Below are 21,786 nucleotides of genomic sequence, written 5' to 3'. Positions count from 1 at the left end.
CCTAGTTTAGATGATCAATAACCCAGCTTGATGTCGACTTGATGGGCCGGCACTTGATTTTGTTTAATCATTTCAAGGTTTTGTAAAGTCTGTCGCACAATCACCTCTGGCTCGGTCCGCGTGGCGATATGCGGAGTGATCACAATGCGAGAATCCGCCCAGAAAGGATGCTGCGGCGGCAAAGGCTCATGCGAGAAAGTATCAAGTGTCGCCACAGAAAGCAATCCTGCATCGAGCGCAGGGATCAGATCCTCCTCCACCAAGTGATCACCACGTCCCACGTTGATGAGGTGAGCACCCCGAGGTAATTGCTGAAATAGTTCGGCAGACAAAAAGCCTTTTGTTTGATTGGTAAGAGGTAATAAGCAGATCAGCGTATCGCAAGTTGCCAAAAATGATCCGAGCTGAGCAGCGCCGTGAAATCCTTTAATCGCCGACGGTAGGTCGAGCTTTTCAGTACGACTCCAGCCACTGACCGAGTAACCGATATTGGCCAACATAGTTGCGCAATCTAGCCCCAAGGTACCCAGGCCTGCAATACCAACACGATGTTTGCGAGGCGCAACGATCGGTTGCTCTAGCCATTTTTGCTCAGCCCGACTGCTGAGATACGCGGGCATGAAGCGTTGCTGGTGACTGACGGCCCAAGCCACATAAGCCTTCATACCACCAGCCATTCCGGGATCGACAATCCTGCAAAGCGGAACCTCTCGGGGCAAGCTCGAATCGATCATCATGTGTTCAATTCCTGCTGCCAGAGACTGCATCAGACGAAGGTTAGGCAATCCTGCAAGCGCCCCCTGAGGGGGATGCCAGCAGACGGCGGCCTCAATCTGATCGAGATTTCCAAGGTCTGCCAGTGCGCGCCCGATACGCAGATCAATCTCAGGCATCACTCGTTGAAACGGTTTAACGAGATAATCCATATTGATGGCTGTGCTTAATAACCCGATACAGGGCGCCACTTTATTCGGCATGAACTGCTCCATCTTTGAAATTAAGCGCGAGCCGTGACTGCGACAGAGGCAGCCAACCGCGGAACCGCCTCAACGAGCTGACGCGTATACGCGTGGTTGGGACTGGACAGTACCTGATGCGTCGCACCGAACTCAACGACCTCACCTCTTTGCATCACCGCCACTTGATCGCACATTTGACCTGCTACCCGCAGGTCATGCGTGATAAAGACGATCGCCAGATTAAACTGCTTTCGTACTGACATGAAAAGCTCAAGTATTTGTGCCTGCACGGACACGTCAAGCGCAGAAACGGGCTCATCGGCCACGAGCAGTTCAGGTTTCATCGCCAGGGCTCGCGCGATGGCAATTCGCTGGCGCTGACCACCTGAGAATTCATGCGGATATCTCTGCGCAGCGGCCTGATCTAACCCGACTAGCTGCAATAGCTCGAGGGCTTGACCCATCGCGAGTTTTGGGGCTACCCCTTGAGCAATCGGGCCACCTGCGATGCTTGCACCAATGCGATGTCTTGGATTCAACGAAGCATAAGGATCCTGGAACACCATCTGCACTTTACCGCTTAATGAGCGTTTGAACCGTTCGCCGGCTTTCAAGGCATCGCCATTAAAAATGATCTGGCCACTATCAAAGGCGGCTAGGCCAACCAGACAACGACCGAGAGTAGATTTGCCAGATCCGGATTCACCAACCAACCCGAGTGTTTGCCCTTCAGATAAATCAAAGCTGATATTTTTGACTGCTTCAACGTGTCGCGATTTCTTGAAGAGTCCACCACCAGAACGATAGGTTTTGTGTAAACCCTTCACTTCAAGTACCAGACGAGAACGCTCACTAGCCTGGCGATCGCGTCTCTGTCCGTCGGGTATTGCAGCGATTAATTTTCGCGTGTAGGGGTGTTGGGGATTCGATAAGACGCCCTTGGCGCTGCCTGACTCAACTACCTGACCGGTTTGCATCACCACAACCTGATCCGCGATTTGTGCCACCACACCAAAATCATGTGTGATGAACAGGACAGCAGTACCGCGTCTGTGTTGCAAATCACGAATCAACGCCAATATTTGAGCCTGTGTTGTAACGTCGAGTGCTGTGGTTGGCTCATCAGCGATCAGTAATGCTGGCTCTAAAATAAGCGCACAAGCGATTAATACTCGCTGACGTTGTCCCCCCGACAAACGAAACGGATAGCTATCGATCAGCAGCTCAGGATCAGGTAAGCCAACGTCTGCGAGCGCCGCAACAATACGACGACGCTTGTCCGCCGCCGTTGTGTTTTCATGCGCATCAATAATCTCTTCGAGCTGCTGTCCAATTCGCATCACAGGATTTAAGGCAGTCATTGGCTCCTGAAATATCATCCCAAGGCGACGGCCTCTTAGTGTGCGCATCTCTTGCTCCGTGAGTTGCAAGAGATCCTTGCCGTCGAACAAAATTTTTCCAGCAACCGGTACCACGTTGGGATACGCAAGCAGGCCCATGGTCGCGTTGGCGATCATGGATTTACCCGAGCCCGACTCGCCCACGATACACAAGGTCTGACCAGGCATGACGACTAAGCTTGTATTGTCGACCGCAAGTTTGCGCTCAGCCCCCGCCGGCAATTTGATGCTCAGCCCTACCACTTCAAGCACTGGGGATGTTACGACTGGGTCAGTCATGAAGTGCGGCCGTCAATGCGAGTATTCAGGCCATCGTTCAAGCCCTCGCCCACTAGATTTAATGCAAGTACTGTCAATAAGATTGCCAGGCCTGGAAACACCGCCATCCACCAGGCCTGGCGAAGCGCAGTGCGGGCTGAGCCAATCATATAACCCCAACTCATCTGGTTAGGATCACCGAGCCCAAGAAAGCTCAACCCGGACTCAAGCAGAATGGCGGTTGCGACCATTAAAGAGGCCATCACAATTATGGGTGACATGGCGTTGGGCAATATTTGAGTGAGCAGGATGCGCGGCGCTGACTCACCGGCTAAGTGCGCAGCCATCACGAAGTCTCGCTGGCGCAAAGTCATGAATTCACTTCGCACCAGACGAACAACAGGCGGCCAAGAGACGATCGCAATGGCTGCAACAATTGAATGGATGGATGGTTCAAAAATTGCGACCAGCACAATCGCCAGCGCAAAACTGGGGATTGCCTGAAAGATCTCGGTAAACCGCATGATCAAAATATCGGGCCACCCACCATAATAGCCAGCCATTGCGCCAAGCGTTACGCCGATCAAAAGCGCGACAGCTGTCGAAATCAAGCCAATCAGCAGAGAAATCTTCGCACCGTAAATGAGCCCCGAATAAATATCTCGACCCAGTGTATCGGTGCCTAACAAAAAACCAGGCTCCGCCCCTGGCTTCAGAAACGGCTGTTGGACCATTGCCCACGGATCATTATTGATGAGCACACCACTGAGTAGCGCTGTCACCACTACAAACAAAAGCAGGATTAAGCCGAGCACGGCTCCTTTGTTACGACAAAACCGGCGCCAGAATATTTTTGTCATGTCAACTCGATACGAGGATCGACGATCGTATAAACCAGGTCGGTGATCAAGTTGAACAAGACTGCCATCGCAGCCGTAATCAAAAAGCTGCCTAGCAACAAACTGTAGTCACGCTGTAAAAGTGCATCAAACATGAGGCGGCCAATACCTGGCCAAGCAAATACAGTTTCAGTTAAAACTGCACCGCCGATCATACTGCCCGCTTGTATACCCGCTAGGGTGACCACCGGTAACAAGGCATTACGAAGCACATGTGCGCGCAAAATACGGTGAGGCTTCAGGCCCTTGGCACGTGCTGTTTTAATGAAGTCCATCTGAATCACTTCAAGCATCGCTGCACGGGTCATCCGTGTATAGACGGCCATATAAAACAAAGCCAGAACAAGGGCTGGCATCAACAAGTGCTTTGCAGTATCCAGTGCAAGCGCGAAGCCACTGAGACCTGCTCCAACTGTCATAAAACCAAATCCTGGCAGCCAGTCGAGTTGTACCGTAAACACAAGCACCGCCATCAAGGCCAGCCAGTAAAGTGGGGTGGCGTAAAAAATCAAGGCAAATAGGGTAATCAAAGAGTCGACCCAAGTGCCTGCACGTCGCGCTGAGAGCGCCCCCAGAGTAATGCCAAATATAAGAGACAACATAAAAGCTGTACCGGTCAACAAGAGTGTGGCGGGTAACCGGTCTAGAATCAACTTTAATACGGGCTGTTGCTGGCGATAACTAAACCCCAGATCGAAGCGCGCAACCTTTCCGAGATAGGTAACGAGTTGGGTGCCGAGCGGTTGGTCCAGGCCAAACTGGGCCCGCAACTGGGCAACAAACTGTGGGTCTGAGGCGCCCGATTCCCCAGCGAGTACAGAGACCGGATCTCCGGGCGCAGCACGCACTAATATGAAGTTGATCGTGGCGATCAGCGCAAGTGTCAGCAACCCCTGCAAGAGTCTCAAGAGCATGTAGCGCGTGCGGTTCATGCTCAGTCTCTGCTGCGGCGATCAAGAATCAATTAATCGACGCTCTTGCCAGGCTGTCATTCAAACCAATACCAGAATTGATGATGTTGGTAATCTTGCTACGGTACAAAGTCGGGAAGTTGATTTCGTGCAACCAGGCAACCGGCACGTCTTCGAGTAAGATTTTTTGGACTTGCAGATAGGCCTCACGTCTTTTTTCCGGATCAGCTGCTGTCGCGCCTGCCTCAAACAATTCATCGACTTTGGGATTCGAGTATCCCTCTACGTTATTGAATGGCGAACCCTTGGCAATATTTGAAGTGGTGTAGTTACGCGCCACACCCAGTGCTGGGTCGCCATACTGATACACATAGGTAAAGGCGAGGTCATAATCCCACTCATTCAAGCGCTGGTTCCAGCCCGCCACGTCTGTGGCGACCATCTCGACTTTTACGCCTGCCTGCATGAGATTTTGCTTCAAAATCTCAGCCTGACGGGTCCAGGTTTCGCCATAGGGCAGAGGCAACAAGCGCAAAGTTTCGCCCTTGTAGCCCGATTCGGCTAACAGTTTTTTCGCCATCGCGACGTCATGAGGATACTTCTTCACGTCATCACTATAAAACTTGATGTTGCTATTGAAAGGACCCGTTGCTGGCTTGGCAAAACCAAGCCAAGCTATCTTAGCCATCGCTTCGCGGTCGATGGCAAACATCAACGCTTGACGGAATTTAACGTTGTCCATCGGCGCTTTACGGTGATTGATCCAGAGCCATGAATGAGGGGCGAAGAACTCCCAGCCCTTAGTTGTGAATTCAACCCCAGGCAACTTGGCAAGTCGCTGCACGTCGAAGTACTCAACTGAGCCACCCGGGGCGACATCAACCTTGCCAGATTCAAAAGCGTTCGCTCGAGCAGCTGCATCCGGAATGACATGAAAGTAAATACTGTCCACTAGAGGAAGATCGGTCACGTGGTACTTATCGTTAGCCACTAACTGGATATAAGAACCTTTGACCCACTCTTTGAATTTGAAGGGCCCTGTGCCAATCGGGGTTGCGTTTGCAGGATTGGTCGCGAAGTCGGTTCCCTCGTAGATATGTTTTGGCACCATCGGCATGCTACCAACTTCAAAAATACCAAGGAAAGGGCCAAAAGGATACTTAAGTTTGAATTCAACGGTCTGAGCATCGACTGCCCGAATCGTCTCAACGGAGGCGAGATTGGCGCGAAGCCGCGCGTGCATTTTGCGCAAGAAAACATCTGCAGAAAACACCACATCATCGGCTGAAAATGGCTTACCATCGTGCCAAGTCACGCCGGGCTTAAGTTTAAAGGTATAGGTCTTACCGTCCTCACTCATTGTCCACGAAGTCGCAAGACACGGCTGAGGATTCACTTTTTCGTCGTATCTGAGCAGTCCTTCATAGATGTTGCCAGCAACCAGTTGCGTCGGCCCGTTCTGTGTGATGCCGACCATCAGATTAGGAGGTTCAGGCTGCACCATCGCGTTAATCACGCCCCCTTTCTTGCCCGCTGAGAAAACGTGAAGAGGAATACCTGCGATGGTGAGGCCAATTGCGGCACCAGTTAGTTGGAGTAGGCTGCGGCGTTTCATCGGCGAAAGATCCTTGACTAAAAGAGAGACTAAAAAGATGTGTCTTAGCTGGAGCTTGGAAGGTAGTGGTTAAATTATTGTATCGAAGTTGCCATAAAAAGCGAGCATTTAATTTAGCGGACTCAGAGCCCTAATTTACTCAAATCTGGTCTTGCCAAATGATGTTTCGTTACTCGCTGAAACGCCATCCCAATCTTGATCATCATTGCATCGTCAAAAGGCTTACCCAACAATTGAACGCCAATTGGCAAGCCACCTGAGGACAAACCCGCTGGCAGCGAAACACCCGTGGCTCCCATGTAGTTACCGGCACGCGTAAAGGACGAAACCGGTGTAATCGCCTCATCGACCTCAGTCAACGGGCAGGCAACCATCGGTGCAGCAGGCGATAAGAGGGCATCGATGTCACTCATCCAATCAGTCCAGACTGCGATCGCCCGCCTATGGTCAGCCATTGCATCGATGTAATCCGCAGCAGAAACGTTTCGACCTGACTGCACACGTTTACGAACGAACTCGCCTATCGGTCTGGACATGTCATCAATGTAGGCACGATGAATCGCGAACGCCTCGGCGGCGATGATGTGACCGTTACGTGCCACCATGTCCTTAAAGTCAAACGGAAAGGATTTCTCAACCACTTTGGCACCAAGCTCGACTAGGACTCTGAGCGTCTCGTTCACAGCGTGAGCGATTTCGCTAGACACTTCAATAGAATATTGCGAGAGAGGGAAGACAGCAATCCGAGTGCCCTGCAATGGCTTTGAGCCCTCGGCCGGTGGGTGCCATTTGAATAACGGGTGACCACAACTCGAGGGGTCAAGTGGATCAGCACCTGCCATTAAATCAGTCAAGATCGCTGAGTCACGCATGTCGCGCGTCATCGGACCAATCGAATCCAAGGTGCCTGATAACGCCAGGGTGCCGTAAACACTGATCAAACCACGAGTCGTCTTTAGACCGGTGATACCGTTTAGTGAAGCGGGGATACGGACTGAGCCACCCGTATCCGATCCCAAGGCCGCAGGCGCCAGGGCGGCTGCCACGGCGACACCAGACCCACTGGAGGAGCCACCAGGAATGCGATGAACATTTAGATCCCAGGGGTTACGAGGTGCCCCCATGAGCGGATTCGTACCCCAGCCACCAAAGGCGTATTCAACCATGTGGGTCTTGCCAAGATTCACCATTCCCGCGCGCAATAAGCGTTCTAACGCGGTACTAGTCGTTTGACTGCGCCGTGCAATCCCGTCTTGCGAACCACCTGTGGTGATTTGCCCTTCAAGTTCGCATAAATCTTTAGTCGCAAAAGGCACCCCATCCAGCTCACTCAGCCGATAACCTGCCGCCCGCCGCGAATCAGCCGCGCGCGCCTGTGCCAGCACACCTGCTTCATCAACACTCACGTAGGCGTGCAACGTTTTGTTCGCCACGCTGATCCGTTTCAAATATTCGGTAGCGAGTTCTTCAGCGCTGTATTTCTTTAAACTCAAACCCTGCGCGAGTTCTGCAAGTGTTGCAAAGGCGATATCAGACATAAATGAATCCGGTTAAAAATTGAGGCTAAAGTGAATATTAATTTGCAACCTGTTCTGGCAAAGTTTGCTCAGTTCGCAGGCATCGGGCGCCATGATCTGACGTAAACCAGACGATTTGAGGTTGTGTTTGTCGACAAGCGTCTTGCGCCAGACCACAGCGATCCGCAAAAGCGCAACCAGGCGGCAGCTTGCTCAAATCCGGCGGTGAGCCTGAAATCGTCTCAAGCCGAGATCCTTTTTGAACTGACCCGTGAGCAAGGCTTTTTAACAAAGCTCTCGTGTAAGGATGGCGGGGCGAGCGGATAAGATCCCTACTTGTACCCTGCTCGACAATACGACCGGCATACATGACCGCGATTCGATCTGCTACTTCAACCGCTGCACCGATATCATGAGTAACAAATATCACCGACAAGCCTAATTCGCGCTGCAGCTCACGCAACAAGAGCAAAATTTGAATCTGCACGGTTGCGTCGAGCGCAGTCGTCGGTTCATCAGCAAGGAGCAACTCAGGCGAACTCGCGAGTGCCAGCGAAATCATGGCACGCTGACGCATACCGCCAGACATCTCATGCGGATAGGCATCTAAGCGGCGTTCGGGGCTGGGAATTCTCACTCGCTCAAACAAGGATAATGCTCTTGCCTTCGCTTGCTCAAGCGAGACATTTTCGTGCCTCAAGATTGCCTCAACAATCTGTTGCCCGACTGTGTACACCGGATCGAGTGCGAGTAAAGGCTCCTGAAAAATCATCGAGGCTACTTTGCCCCTGAAACTCGACAAGGCTGCGTTCGAAAGCTGGACGACGTTGTGCTCGCCCACTCGGATTTCGCCTTCAATTTGCGTGCGGTTAGGATTATGCAAGCGCAAAATTGACCGCAAAGTAACGCTCTTACCAGAACCCGATTCGCCAATTAACGCCACCACTTCGCCGCGCTTGAGCGACAAGGTCACACCATTCACCGCTTTGATAGGACTCTTGCCCCCTGTGAACGTGACAGTGAGATCGCGCAGTTCAACAAATGGTTTCTCGGTTCCGTTCATATCGACCTCGTCTCTGTTGTTGGGGCATCGGTGTGGCCACTGTTTTCAACGTGAATCCAGCAGGCAACGCCTTGCCCGTCTTTGCTGAGCGCCAAAGGCGGCATAGTCGTCGAGCACACGGCTTGCGCCCGCGCGCAACGTGTATGGAAACGACAACCGGATGGCGGATTAATGGGATTAGGAGGATCGCCGGCTAACGGCGGAACCTCTGTACGATGATCAGGATCAATCGAGGGCACTGACGACAGCAGCGCCTTTGTGTATGGGTGGCGAGGTGAATCAAAGAGACGCTCACAAGGGCCAATTTCAACGACCTGCCCAAGATACATCACCATGACTCGGTCTGATATGTAGCGCACGACATTTAAGTCGTGGCTGATAAAGACATAAGTCAGCTTGAACTCTTCTTTCAGATCAAGCAAAAGGTTTAGCACTTGTGCTTCAACTGATTTATCTAAGGCGGATACCGCCTCGTCAAGGATGACTAACCTTGGTTGCAAGGCAAGCGCCCTGGCGATGTTCACTCGCTGCCGTTGTCCACCTGATAGTTCATGCGGATAGCGTCCAGCGAAGCGCTGAGGATCTAGACCAACCCGTTGCAACAAGTCGCGGGCCCGTGCGATCGCCTCGGCTTTTTTCACACCGTGCACCTGAGGCGCAAAAGCAATCGAGTCCTCGATTGTCAGTCGCGGATTTAATGAGGCGTAACTGTCTTGGAAAACCATCTGAGCCTGTCGCCTGAACGCTTTCAGACTCAGTTGTCGGCCACCTACTGCTTGCCCATCAAACACAATTTCACCGTTATCAGGCGCAATCAGACTAAGCAGCAATCTAGCGGTGGTTGATTTGCCGCACCCTGACTCACCCACAACGCCCAAGGTCTCACCTTTTCGCACCGCGAAATCGATACCATCAACCGCGCGCACAACGTCTTGACGACGACTGAACATATCTTTTTTCAAGGCAAAGTGTTTGATCAGGTTTTTGACCATAAGCAAAGGTTGTGCCGCGCCACCAATGTCCGCATTCTGATTCAAGAACTTATCCATCACGTCTTGATCTCCATCGCTGTGCGTAAACCATCAGAGAACAAATTGAACGTGATGGAGGTTGCGAAAATCATGACGCCGGGTAGCGCTGCTATCCATGGCTGAACGTAGATTGCCGTGCGTAAAGTGTTGAGCATCAAGCCCCACTCAGGCTCTGGTGGCTTCACCCCAAGCCCCAGAAAGCTCAGGCCAGAAGCAAGAATCATCGAGACAGCAACTAAGCTCGTCGAATAGACAAATATCGGACTCAGCACGTTGCCTAAGATGTGCACTCGCACGATAGTGAACGCATTGGCGCCCGAGGCTCGGGCGGCTTCGACAAAGTCTCGGCTGCGCACTTGCGTTGTGACGCTCTCCGCAACGCGCGCGACGGGCGGTATAAACACAATCGTCAATGAGATCAACGCGTTGCTGATCCCGGTACCAAGCACGCCTGACAAAGCAATGGCCAACAACACCGAAGGAAACGCATAGAACACATCGATCGTACGCATCATGACCGAATTCAACCCTCCTCCGGCATAACCTGCGACGATCCCGATGACAGAGCCAATGACAAAGGCCAACAACACGGGGGTGATGCCCATAAACAGCGAGAGCCGCGCCCCGACCATCAGTCGTGACAACATGTCGCGCCCAAGTTCATCTGTCCCCAAGGGGTGCCCCGAGAAGCCAATTGGCTTGAGCCGCTTCATGATTGACGCAGCATAGGGATCTGATGGCACAATCCACTGACCAAAAATAGCCAAGATCAGCAGCAACAGGATGATGCATGCACAGAACATCGCGACTTTGTCACGCACAAGTCTTTGAACTACCCCCTTCCAATAACCCGTCGATCGCTCTGGGTTGATTGCTGGCACTTTGCTCATATCTACGGTGATATTCATCATGCCCTTCAGCCCCTCGCAATACGCGGATCGAGCATGGTTTGAATAATGTCAACGATCATGTTCAGAACAACAAAAAATGTCGCCAACACAAGGATCGTACCTTGCAGTAACGGCAGATCTCTTTGAAAGATTGCAGCATTAAGCAGCATGCCTGTGCCAGGCCAAGAGAACACTGTCTCGATCAGGATTGAGCCACCGAGTAAATAGCCCAGTTGCAAACCCATCACAGCTAAGGCAGTAGGCGCTGCATTTTTAACAACATGTAAAAAGATACCCAGATTAGTCAAGCCCTTTGCCCTTAAACCGACAATAAATTCTTGCGACAAAATTTCTGCAACGAGTGCGCGAACGGTTCGAGAGATGATGCCCATCGGGATCACGCTCATTGTGATTGCCGGCAAAATCATATGTTTCAAATGTTCAAAATCCCAGCTCCAATCGGACGATCCACCGGGCCCTGCCCCGTTCGGCGGCAGCCACATCAGTAGTGAGCTAAAAATGATGACTAAAACCATGCCCAACCAATAATGCGGCACGCTCACACCAAGCACGGAAGTCAAAGAGGCTAGCTTATCGACCCAGGAATTTTGAAAATAGCCTGCGACAAAACCAAATAAGCAACCAAAGATGAAACCGATCAAGGTCGCGACGATTGCAAGCCTGAATGTGTTGACGACTGCACGCATCACTTCTGTAGAAACCGAGCGCCCGCTCGCGATTGAATTACCGAGATCGCCCTGGGCAGCACGCCATGCCCAACGTATGAATTGCTCGGGATAGGATTTGTTGAAGCCGTAGATTTCCATTAACTGCTTTTGCATATCTTGCGAAGCGTCAGGTGGCATGATCGAGACTAAGGGGTCGCCAGGTGCCAAATGAACAAGCGCGAAGCACACCAACGCGACGCCCAACATAATGGGTATCGTTTGAAACACTCGTTGAAGAATGAAATTCACCATGACCGCCGATCCTAGGATTAATCGCGGCTGCCCACGAACAGTCGGGGCAGCCCTTGAATATCAAAATGATTAATCTTTAGTCATCGTCGCGATATCAATGAACCAGCTCTTGGGTTGCACCACATGCTTCACTTTTGCACTGATCGCACGAGGACCGACGTCGTGAGCGATCCAGACAAAGGCTGTTTCATCAACGATCTTGGCGTGCAGTTTTGCAAGTGCCTCATCACGCCCTTTCTCGTCAAAGTTGGTACGCGCCGCAGCAACAAGTTTGTCGAGTTCGTCGCTGCCGAAGTAACCCCAATTATTGGATACTGGCGGGAAAGCCTTGGTGCTTGAGAAACGAACCAGGGCAAAGAACGGATCCATGGCCGAGAAACTGACATTCGTGGCAGTTGCTCCTGCTGCTGCTGGATCTTTAGCACCCAAGCGCCAGCTGTTAAACATCGTGTTCCATTCAATCACATCAAACTGAATATCGAAGTAACACTGCTTAAGCGACTGTTGCACAAATTCATTCATCGGCAAGGGCTGCATCTGACCAGAGCCGGAAGCCGAGATCTGCACTTTAGTCTTCATAGGTTTGGCGGCAGAGTAACCGGCCTCTGCCATCATTTTCTTGGCGGCCTCAGGGTCGTACTTGATATCGAAAGTAGGGTTGCCATACCAAGGATGTCCAGGCGGGAAGGTGCCTTTGGGGATCTCCATCATGCCACCAAGTAGATTCTTCAAACCTGCACGATCAACGCAAAGATTAGCTGCCTGGCGAACCCGCTTATCCAACCAAGGCGAGCCCTCGGCGAAGGATAACTGCCAAGGCCACACGTGCGGTTGGGCATTGCTATAAATTTTGAAGCCGCGTTGTTTAATTTGATCCAATGCGTCTGGCGCGGGTGCTTCAATCCAATCAACTTGACCGGATAACAGCGCCGCCGTTCGGGCATTCGATTCAGGCATGGGGATCATGACGACCTTGTCGATCTTGGGAACCCGTGCTGGGTCCCAATAGCCCTTGAAAGCCCCAAGCTCGAGACGCTCTCTTGGCACAAAGCGTGTCATCTTGAACGGGCCGGTGCCAGAGGCATCGGCCGCGAATGCCGTCCATGCTTGTTTGGTGCGCTCCGCTGGGTCAGTCACGCTTGCCGCGACTGCCTTGAGTTTCGCTTCCCAATGAGCAGGTGATGCCATAAACAGATTCGTCAGATTGATTGGCAGAAAAGAGTCTGGCTCTTTGGTTGTCAACTCCACTGTCATATCGTCAATCTTCTTCGCACTAACCAGTGTTGGCATGCGCGACGCGGTCACACCCACCTGGCTGGGGTCGAAATGAACCGCAGTTTTATCCAGTACTTTTTGTACGTTCCAAACGACAGAGTCTGCATTGAATGCGGATCCATCATGAAACTTAACGCCTGGACGCAACTTGAAAACCCACTTGGTTTTGTCGGTTGCATCAACCGCCCACGATAGTGCCAAGCCCGGAATCACTGCACTGGCCGCATCCTCTTTTGTCAGATCCCAACCTGTCAAGGCGTCATACATCGGGATACCGGTAAAGCGATTGCCTTCGAAGCCCTGATCGGGCTGCCCCAGCGTGCGAGGAATATCGCCTGCGGTCATCGCGATGGTTAGCGTTTTATCTTGTGCCAGGCTTGGTTGGGCAAACGCTAAAGCTAAGACGCCAGCCAAAATGCCAAGACCTAATTTAGTCTTACTGGATTGAGCTAAAGATGCGGACTTTCTCATGGGTTCTCCACCGGGTTAATTGGTTCTGAGACCTCAAGCAAGTTCTGTGCCACCAGTTAGGTTTGAGAAAAATCCAGAACCGACTAAGCAGCGAGATAACTCTTGAAATGCCGATTGATCTTTGCGTTGATGTATTCACCAGCGAGAACCGACTGGTATTTTGCGGGTCGATCAGCACCACAGCATGTCGGAATACAGTCAATGACGGCATCGGGGTTAGGTTGATGGAAAAACACGAGCGAAAGCCGCCTGCCCGCCAGCCCATGAGACAAATCTGGATTAGCAACGCGATGCACCGTCGACACCCAACGATCATTGCTCCATTGCGCCATCATGTCGCCAATGTTGACTACAAAAGTTCCCGGGTCAACGTGAACATCTTCCCAGCGACCGTCACGTGTCCGGATTTGCAGTCCACCAGGAGCCGCGGTAGGCGCCACAATGGTCAATGTCCCGTAGTCAGTATGAGGCCCTGCTCTTAACTGACCAGGTAGCGGGGGCGTCAACTGTGCGGGATAGTGATTAATAGCCAGAGACCCCATGCTGCGGTCGACCTTATCGGAAAACCAGTTAACCGGTAAGCCCAAAACTAGTGCAAAAAGACTTAGCAGATCTTGCGACAGGCGGTTCATCTGCCTGTAATAATCCTGCATCGTTACAGTGAAATTTGATGGGGTAGTCGGCCAGATATTGGGCGCATAGGCTGTGGTCAAAAATGGTGCCATCAAGGCCGGCGAAAACTCATCCACGGGCCCGATCCGGTAGCGCTCAAACAGATCTGGCGGCGCCTGACGATCGGCCTTCAGGTCGGCAGCATCCATTGCATAGGAAAGCCCGAGCTCAGACAAAGCCGTATAGCCGCGGTTGGCATGCCTGACCGCTTTAACCTTGTCCTTATCCGTCTGCGCTTGATCAAAGAAAGCCAGTGCTGTTTGTTGAGTAAAACTGACGGACTCCGGGCTCACTTGAGTTCCCTTGATACACAAGAAACCAGTATCCGAGAGCGTCTCGTCCAATTGGCACAGTAATTGCTTCAGATCCAAAGTACTTGATTGCGGATCGTAAAAAGCATTCAGATCGAGTAGCGGGATGCGTTGCATAGTATGCGAACTCCATATACGGGCAAATTAGTTTGCGGTTTCTGGTTTGAATGAAATGTTTCAAGCAAATAACGTGCCTATTGATATTTTTCTGGATAGCCAACTTAAACGTTTTATTGAGGCAAAAGAAATGACAAAGATGAAGCAGTTCAACAAGGCGGTGTTGATTGGCGCACTGTCAGCACTCACATTGGCGACGGGGCTCGTGCAAGCCCAGGACATAAAAATTGGTCTGGTGGCAGCACTGACTGGCCAAGCTGCTCAATCTGGCGAAGCGATTACCCGCGGCTTGACGATTGCTATAGACGAAATTAACGCCAAAGGCGGTGTGCTCGGCAAAAAACTGGTCCTGGTGAAGCGCGACGACGAATCGAGCCCACCTAAGGGTGTCACGGCCGCGCGCGAACTGATTTCTAACGAAAAAGTGACTGCACTCTTTGGCGGCATTGACACACCGGTGTCACTCGCTATCGTACCAATCGCCAATCAGAACAAAACGCCGTTTATCGGCGCCTGGGCTGCTGGCACCAACATCACCAAAAATGGCGCGACACCCAATTATGTGTTCCGGGTGTCGGCTCAAGACGATTTGGTTGACATCGCCTTGATCAACTATGCAATGAACACATACAAAGCGAAAAAGCCCGGGTTGGTGCTGATCAACAATCCCTGGGGTGAATCGAATGAACGCGGACTGAAAGCGGCTGCCGCTGCTGCCAAGATCGATCTGGCTGGAATCGAGAAAATTGAGCTCACCGATGTCGACATCACCCCTCAACTCGGACGCCTGAAAGCGGCTGGCGCCGATACGCTGATTCTTGTTGCCAACCCTGCACCAGGCGCCCAAATGATGAAGTCCAGAGCCAGTATGGGCTGGATGGTGCCAGTGGTCTCGCACTGGGGAATCTCCGGCGGACGGTTCGACGAATTAGTCGGACCGACCGCGGGCGACGTGCATTTTGTTCAAACCTATAGTTTCTTCTCTGCACCCACACCCGTCTCGACCAAAGTGATGGCTGCGCTGGGCAAACTTTATGGTGTCAAGTCACCGGCGGACGTCATGGCGCCTGTCGGCACAGCAAATGCTTACGATGCGATGCAACTGCTTGCTCTTGCAATCGAAAAAGCCAAGAGCACAGATGGAGACGCAGTTCGTCAAGCGCTCGAACAAGTCGAAAGCTATGACGGTCTGATCAAAAAATACAAAAATCCGTTTGGCACGCCTGCGCACGAAGCGCTATCACCAGAGGACTACGTCATGGTTCGCTACGATGGCGGCAAAATAACCCCGGTCAAGTAGCGCAAGAATGTTGCAACAATACCTATCCGCCCTGCTTACCGGGGCGGGAATCGGCAGCATGTATGGCCTGACTGCCTTGGGCTTTTACATCACTTACACGATATCCAGGACCGTAAATTTTGCGCAAGGTGCCTCACTGATGATGGGGGCAGTGGTCGCTTTTTCGTTGGTCCAGACCTACCACTGGTCAATATGGCTAGCGATTCCGATAACCTTGCTTTGCTGTGGACTTTGGGGTGCAGTCGTTGAGCGAATTGCGGTCGCACCGTTTGTTGCGCGTGGCTCGGAATCCTGGCTGATGGCCACTGTGGCACTTGGATTAATTCTTGAAAACGTAGTGCTCTTCACGTTCGGGAAAGATTCACGCGGGATGGCGTCGACATTGCTGCAAATTAACTTCGTCCTGTTCGACGTGAGAGTCAATGCATTGCAGCTGCTCATCCCTGCAGCTGGCTTTAGCATCGCCTTACTGCTTGGCTTATTTATCAAGTCCACTGCTCGCGGAAAATCTTTAGCAGCAATCGCCCTGAATCCCTCTGCGGCTCGTCTAATGGGGATACACACCGAAAAATATATCGCCTTTGCATTTGCACTATCGGGCGTCTTGGCTGGCATCGCCGGGATGCTGATCGCCCCGCTCTATACAGTCTCCGCAGGGATGGGAACAATTTTTGGGATCAAGGCGTTTGCCGCTGCTATTCTGGGAGGCATAGACAGCGCCTGGGGGGTGATGGCTGGAGGACTCGTCTTGGGTATCATCGAGGCCCTGCTTGTGACCACTTTTGGCTCGACGTACGCGCAAATGTTTTCCTTTGGTCTGACTATTCTGGTGCTAACGATCAAACCCGCCGGTCTATTTGGTAGAAGCGCAGTCAAAAAAATATGAATGCTCGCACAACCGATTGGACTGTTGCCCTTGTTTGGATTTTGAGTGGTTCTGCGATCCTTTTTTTTGCAAACGAATATTACGCGCTAGTCATTGGATCGATTGCCTGTATGGCAATCGTCGGCATTGGGCTGAATATCCTCATGGGCTTGGCTGGTCAGACCTCTTTGGGCCATGCCGCGTTTTACGCTATTGGGGCTTACACAACAACGATTGCGACAATGAATTTGGGATTGCCGTATATCGTCGCACTCGCCCTTAGTGCAATCGTCACTGGGACGGCCGGTGCCTTGCTGTCCTTGCCAGCCTTGCGAGTAAAAGGTCCTTATTTGGCAATGGTCACCATCGCTTTTGGCTATTTTGTCGAACAGGGGATCGCGGACTGGAAAAGCGTCACTGGCGGCTGGAACGGCATCATGAACATTCCCCATCCGCATGCCTTTGGATATGAGTTAAACACGGCTCAGCTAGCCTGCGTCGTCGTCGTCATCGCTGGTTTACTGGTGCCAGCATTCTCAGCTTTTGCCCAGTCACGGTGGGGTATTGTCATGCGGGCAACCCGTGATGCAGAGATCGCTTCAAGCTCACTGGGTGCCAATTTAATGGCAGTCAGGGCAATAGCATTTGGTCTTTCGGCTGCTTTGACAGGCACCGCGGGGGCTTTTTTTGCTAGCTTAAACGGTTTTATCAGCCCCGAATCGTTTCCGTTTTTTCAGTCGCTCACGTTTTTATTGATGGTCATGATTGGTGGAATAGGGTATGCGGCAGGGCCGCTCGCTGGTGCCTTGTTGGTCGTGTTGCTACCAGAGACGCTTTCTGGACTAGCGGAGTACCGTCTCATGTTTTTTGGAGGACTGCTATTGGCGGTCTTATTAATCGTGCCAAACGGCATTGCAGGAACCTTGACTAGCCTTGTCCAAAGCCGAAAGAAAATATTGTCACCTCGCACAAACATAAACTCAGTAGCAACTGTCAGGCATTGGTTCATGCGCCCAGAACCGCTGTCGCTGACCGTCAGTCAACTGGGGATCGCTTTTGGTGGTAATCAGGCGCTCGATAATGTGAGTATTACCGCCGAGGGAGGTCGAGTGACCAGTCTGATCGGCCCGAATGGCGCTGGTAAAACGACCCTCTTGAATCTAGTGACTGGTTTCTACAATCCTAGCCAAGGCTCATTTAAATTGGGCAGCCGGGATCTGACGGGTCTGCGTGACTTCCAGATTGGACGAAGCGCAGTAAGCAGAACCTTTCAGACCTCGCAACTATTTAACGACATGACCGTTCTCGAAAACATTTACTTCGGTATGTTGCGAGGGCGTCTCATCAACAGCAAGCTGCCGGAAGAGGCTTGGGCAATCTGTTCAGGCTTACTGGATTTCGTCGGATTTAAAGGCGATGCGACCGGGCTGGCTGGCGCCCTACCGCATGTCGATCGCCGACTCGTTGAGGTTGCTCGGGCGTTGGCTAGTCAACCTGCAGTCTTGCTTCTCGACGAACCTGCTGCAGGCTTATCCGCCGAAGACAAAGCTCAGCTGACCGAAACATTACTCGCCATTGCTTCAGCAGGCATAGGCGTATTTATTATTGAGCATGACATGAAACTGGTCATGCGCATTTCTGACCGGATACATGTGCTCGATGGCGGGCGGCTGCTGGCCTCAGGAAGCCCCGAAGAGATCAAAAACAATCCGCAAGTGAAATTGGCATATCTAGGCGAGAGCCGAGCCACGTTCGCCTCTCGCATCGACCCCCTCGACAAAACGAAACTCACCAGGCCACAGGATATTCTGGTCATACGAGGTTTGTGCGCGAATTATGGTGCGACAGATGTATTGTCAAATGTTGCACTTGATGTTCGACAGGGGCAGACCGTCTCGGTCTTGGGTGCGAATGGGGCAGGCAAGTCAACCCTCATGCGAGTGATCTCTGGTTTGCACCAAAAATTCAAGGGTTCCATTGCTTTTGATGGACAAGACATTAGTCATCTCCCCGCCCACAAAGTAGCGTCGTTAGGCCTGGTCATGGTGCCCGAAGGTCGGCAGGTTTTTACAGAACTATCGGTCCAGGACAACATATTACTTGGGGCTCATACGCGTGGGGGTTTGACAGCTCAACAACTGGAAACACTGTATGCGATGTTCCCCAAATTGAAAGCGATTCACACTCGCCGTGCGGGCCTACTTTCTGGTGGGGAACAGCAAATGCTTGCTATCGCCAGAGGGTTAGCGAGCTCGCCTCTGATGATGATGCTAGACGAACCCTCGCTCGGGCTTGCACCAGCCATAGTGGATGACTTGTTTGTGCGTCTGGCTGCCTTACGCGACCAAGGGCTCACGCTTCTATTGGTCGATCAAATGGCTGATTTGGCGCTAACCTTGTCGCATCAGTCAAACTTATTGGATATGGGGCAAATCATTTTTACTGGCACATCTGACGCTTTGCTTGAGTCAGGTCTGCTAGACAGAGCCTATTTGGGATAGCGAACTTGAACACTCACGAAAACAACCCACTGGGTCAATTGACCGACCATCATCGTTTCACCTATCAGGCAATTACTGACCGCGCTGCTTATCGTTGGCCAAACAACACAGGGCTGGCCGTGTACATTGGCTTTAACGTTGAGCATTTCGACTTTGGTGGTGGCCTTGGTGCGAATCTGGGCCCTGCTTCGCCACAGCCAGATGTCCTGAACTACAGTTGGCGGGAATATGGCAACAGAGTAGGTGCTTGGCGCTGTCTTCAGCTCTTTGACGAACTGAAGATACCTACCGGTGCCCTGATCAACACCGCGTTATTCGATCATTGTCCTGAGTTAATCGATGCTCTCGTAAAAAGGGGCGACGAAATCGTCGGACATGGGCATACCAATGCGGTCCGGCAAGGTCAAATGAGCGAGCAAGAAGAATTCGCCCTGCTGACTGCCTGTCGACGCCTGATCACCGAAAAAACCGGTCAAATTCCAAAGGGCTGGTTATCACCCTGGATATCGGAAAGCAACTTGACGCCAGACTTGCTCGCCGAAGCAGGATACGAATACAACTTGAATTGGTGTCACGACGATCAACCTGGACCCATGCGTACGCGAACCGGCAAAGCGTTGTGGTCGATTCCCTATCCGCAAGAGATTAACGACATACCCATGCTCGTCGGTCGTCAGATGGACATGCAAGCGTTCGCTCAAATGATGATCGACAATTTCGATGAGATGCTGAGGCAAGCCGAGCAGCAACCACTTGTGATGGGTATTGCCCTACACCCTTATTTAGTCGGGCAACCGTATCGCTTGGTGCATCTGCGCCGCGCCCTTCGACATATTGTTTCCTATAGGGACAAAGGCCAGATCTGGTTCACAACACCTGGTGCAATATACGAACACGTCAAAGCGTAACGATTTTGCATTGATCGAAATAAACATCGCCCAACCATTTGGCTCGTGTATAAAGTGACAATGAAAGCCCTACTTCTCGTCACACTTCTCCTCGTCCAAACGGCTGCCTGGGCCGAACCCAGACCATGCACAGGCTCGCCGAGCAGTTGGGATCTGTGCGCAGGGAAATCTAACTACCCCGACGGCTCAAGCTACGATGGGATGTGGAAAAGTGGCAAACCGAACGGCCCGGGCACCTTGCGCAAAGCAGACGGCGGCCAATACTCTGGCGAATGGTTGCGCGGCCGACCCAACGGAAAAGGCACCTACACCTACCCTGGTGGCAGACAATACACAGGGGGGTTTTTCAATGGCGAACCGACGGGTGAGGGCTCGATGACCTGGCCAGACGGAACTAAATACGTGGGAGAATTTAAAAATGGACTGCCTGATGGCCGGGGGACGCTAACGATGGGGAGCGGACGCAAGTTCTTTGGCGATTGGAAGAACGGTAAGCCGCAGACGAAAAATTCAGAAGAGAAATAGTAAAAATCCTGATAGTATTCTGGGCTATGGTGCCTAGTCTCGCGTACTCACATGTTGTGGGTAGCATCTCATCGATTTCCTCACCGGAGAACCCCATGACTTCACGTCGTCAGTTTATCGGCCAGTCGGCCGTAGCAGCTTCTAGTTTAGCTTTCCCACTTCTTGGGCGAGCTCAACAAAACACAGTGAAAATCGGTGTTATACACCCGGTCACAGGGGCTCTGGCGTATTCGGGTCAGCAATGCCGCGAAGGCGTCATAATGGCGATCGACGACCTCAACAAAGCAGGTGGGATTAAATCTTTGGGCGGGGCAAAAATCGAGGCCTTGCTGGGCGACGCCCAGTCCACGCCACAAGGTGGTATTGCCGAAGTTGAAAAAGTAAACGAAGCGGGTGCAAGCGCCATTGTCGGTGCGTACGCGTCGGCAATCTGTCTGGCTACCACCCAAGCAGCCGCTAAATATAATTTGCCGCACGTCGTCGACGTCGGGGTGGCGGATCAGATCGTCGAACGCGGTTTGAAAAATACTTTCCGCTTCGGACCTGGCTATAAAAAATGCACGCAAGTCGGTATCTCGAACTTGAACGTGCTCAACACAATCGCTGGCAAACCAGCCAAGACCGTCATGATTATCCATGAAGAGTCACTGTTTGGCACCGGCACAGCAAATTTGTTAGCGAGCGAACTACCGGGCTACGGTTTTGAAGTGAAAGACGTGATCAAACACGCCAACCCCACTCGCGACTTCAACAATATCGTTTTGCGCATGAAACAGATCAATCCTGATATTGTTATTCCAGCTAATTACTACAATGAATACGCTTTGCTGCTTCGCACGATGCAACAACAAAAAGTGGCGCCCAAAGCAATTTACTCTGTCCTGGGCGGTGCTGCATCAAGCTACAAGTTTGTGAAAGAGTTTCCCGATGCGGCCAATGGCATTATTGACTGTAATCATTGGTTCAATCCACAAGACAAGCAAGCACTTGCCCTGAAGAAACGTGTCGACGCTAAGGGCTTGTTCTTCAGTTATGAGTTGTTCATGTCATACACAGCCATGATGCTGCTGGCAGATGCAATCACACGCGCCAAATCGACAGATCGCGCAGCCATCACTGAGGCGCTCGCTACCAGCACCTTTGCCAATCACTTCATGCCCTACGGCGCAACAAAGTTTGTCGACGGTCAGAACTTGGGCGCACAACCGTTGATGACTCAAGTGGTCAAAGGTGACATCAAAGTGATCGTACCAAGTGACTATCGTGAAGTTGAGCCCATGTTCCCGATGAAGGCTTAAGGGTAGACGCAACGCTGATG

Annotated in this window: 18 protein-coding genes; 6 read left to right on the top strand and 12 right to left on the bottom strand. The window is 51.9% G+C overall.

From position 1 onward, the window contains the following. Window positions 1-14 precede the first annotated feature (14 nt). From BCM14_RS00870 to BCM14_RS00815, 12 genes are all read right to left on the bottom strand, one after another. Entirely contained in the window at window positions 15-977 is a 963-nt protein-coding gene (locus BCM14_RS00870) for a 2-hydroxyacid dehydrogenase (RefSeq protein WP_106226131.1), read from the bottom strand. A 20-nt stretch (window positions 978-997) separates the two neighbouring features. Next, a complete protein-coding gene (locus BCM14_RS00865; RefSeq protein ID WP_106226114.1) occupies window positions 998-2,638 on the bottom strand; it encodes an ABC transporter ATP-binding protein in 1,641 nt (546 codons plus the stop codon). Beyond that, window positions 2,635-3,477 (bottom strand): ABC transporter permease, encoded by an 843-nt coding sequence (locus tag BCM14_RS00860; RefSeq protein WP_106226113.1) that lies wholly within the window; start codon window positions 3,475-3,477, stop codon window positions 2,635-2,637. The genes BCM14_RS00865 and BCM14_RS00860 overlap by 4 nt, the downstream gene beginning before the upstream one ends. Next, window positions 3,474-4,448: an ABC transporter permease gene (locus BCM14_RS00855; protein WP_106226112.1), complete on the bottom strand. Its 975-nt coding sequence runs from the start codon at window positions 4,446-4,448 to the stop codon at window positions 3,474-3,476. The genes BCM14_RS00860 and BCM14_RS00855 overlap by 4 nt, the downstream gene beginning before the upstream one ends. Window positions 4,449-4,476: 28 nt before the next feature. Continuing rightward, on the bottom strand, window positions 4,477-6,042 hold the full coding sequence (locus BCM14_RS00850; protein WP_106226111.1) for an ABC transporter substrate-binding protein: 1,566 nt from the start codon (window positions 6,040-6,042) through the stop codon (window positions 4,477-4,479). A gap of 122 nt (window positions 6,043-6,164) precedes the next feature. Further along, window positions 6,165-7,580: an amidase gene (locus BCM14_RS00845; protein WP_106226110.1), complete on the bottom strand. Its 1,416-nt coding sequence runs from the start codon at window positions 7,578-7,580 to the stop codon at window positions 6,165-6,167. 37 nt (window positions 7,581-7,617) lie between these two features. Continuing rightward, window positions 7,618-8,622, bottom strand: coding sequence for an ABC transporter ATP-binding protein (locus BCM14_RS00840; protein ID WP_106226109.1), 1,005 nt, complete (start codon window positions 8,620-8,622; stop codon window positions 7,618-7,620). Beyond that, the gene (locus BCM14_RS00835; protein WP_259673336.1) at window positions 8,619-9,671 is read right to left on the bottom strand and encodes an ABC transporter ATP-binding protein; all 1,053 of its coding nucleotides are present in this window, start codon (window positions 9,669-9,671) and stop codon (window positions 8,619-8,621) included. Before BCM14_RS00835 ends, BCM14_RS00840 begins: the two co-directional genes overlap by 4 nt. Next, window positions 9,671-10,561, bottom strand: coding sequence for an ABC transporter permease (locus BCM14_RS00830; protein WP_106226129.1), 891 nt, complete (start codon window positions 10,559-10,561; stop codon window positions 9,671-9,673). Before BCM14_RS00830 ends, BCM14_RS00835 begins: the two co-directional genes overlap by 1 nt. An 8-nt stretch (window positions 10,562-10,569) precedes the next feature. Further along, window positions 10,570-11,523: an ABC transporter permease gene (locus BCM14_RS00825; protein WP_106226108.1), complete on the bottom strand. Its 954-nt coding sequence runs from the start codon at window positions 11,521-11,523 to the stop codon at window positions 10,570-10,572. Between the two features lie 69 nt (window positions 11,524-11,592). Then, window positions 11,593-13,143 (bottom strand): ABC transporter substrate-binding protein, encoded by a 1,551-nt coding sequence (locus BCM14_RS00820; RefSeq protein WP_259673341.1) that lies wholly within the window; start codon window positions 13,141-13,143, stop codon window positions 11,593-11,595. A gap of 209 nt (window positions 13,144-13,352) precedes the next feature. Continuing rightward, window positions 13,353-14,369 carry an isopenicillin N synthase family dioxygenase gene (locus BCM14_RS00815; protein ID WP_106226106.1) on the bottom strand — a complete coding sequence of 339 codons (1,017 nt, stop codon included), beginning with the start codon at window positions 14,367-14,369 and terminating at the stop codon, window positions 13,353-13,355. Between the two features lie 55 nt (window positions 14,370-14,424). Here BCM14_RS00815 and BCM14_RS00810 point away from each other — a divergent pair, with 55 nt between their 5' ends. The 6 genes from BCM14_RS00810 (at window position 14,425) to BCM14_RS00785 (ending at window position 21,766) form a co-directional block, all read left to right on the top strand. Continuing rightward, a complete protein-coding gene (locus BCM14_RS00810; protein ID WP_375318452.1) occupies window positions 14,425-15,669 on the top strand; it encodes an ABC transporter substrate-binding protein in 1,245 nt (414 codons plus the stop codon). 7 nt (window positions 15,670-15,676) lie between these two features. Next, window positions 15,677-16,555: a branched-chain amino acid ABC transporter permease gene (locus BCM14_RS00805; RefSeq protein ID WP_106226105.1), complete on the top strand. Its 879-nt coding sequence runs from the start codon at window positions 15,677-15,679 to the stop codon at window positions 16,553-16,555. Then, window positions 16,552-19,035, top strand: coding sequence for a branched-chain amino acid ABC transporter ATP-binding protein/permease (locus tag BCM14_RS00800; protein WP_106226104.1), 2,484 nt, complete (start codon window positions 16,552-16,554; stop codon window positions 19,033-19,035). Before BCM14_RS00805 ends, BCM14_RS00800 begins: the two co-directional genes overlap by 4 nt. Before the next feature lie 5 nt (window positions 19,036-19,040). Further along, window positions 19,041-19,943 (top strand): polysaccharide deacetylase family protein, encoded by a 903-nt coding sequence (locus tag BCM14_RS00795; RefSeq protein ID WP_259673335.1) that lies wholly within the window; start codon window positions 19,041-19,043, stop codon window positions 19,941-19,943. A 60-nt stretch (window positions 19,944-20,003) separates the two neighbouring features. Further along, the gene (locus BCM14_RS00790; RefSeq protein WP_106226103.1) at window positions 20,004-20,468 is read left to right on the top strand and encodes an MORN repeat-containing protein; all 465 of its coding nucleotides are present in this window, start codon (window positions 20,004-20,006) and stop codon (window positions 20,466-20,468) included. Between the two features lie 95 nt (window positions 20,469-20,563). Next, window positions 20,564-21,766, top strand: a complete 1,203-nt coding sequence (locus tag BCM14_RS00785; protein WP_106226102.1) for an ABC transporter substrate-binding protein — start codon at window positions 20,564-20,566, stop codon at window positions 21,764-21,766. The last annotated feature ends 20 nt before the right edge of the window (window positions 21,767-21,786 follow it).

Origin of the sequence: Jezberella montanilacus (genome assembly GCF_003003055.1) — a bacterium.
GTDB lineage: Bacteria > Pseudomonadota > Gammaproteobacteria > Burkholderiales > Burkholderiaceae_B > Zwartia > Zwartia montanilacus.
The sequence above is the reverse complement of the archived record's forward strand: the minus strand, read 5'-3'. Positions and strand labels throughout refer to the sequence as shown.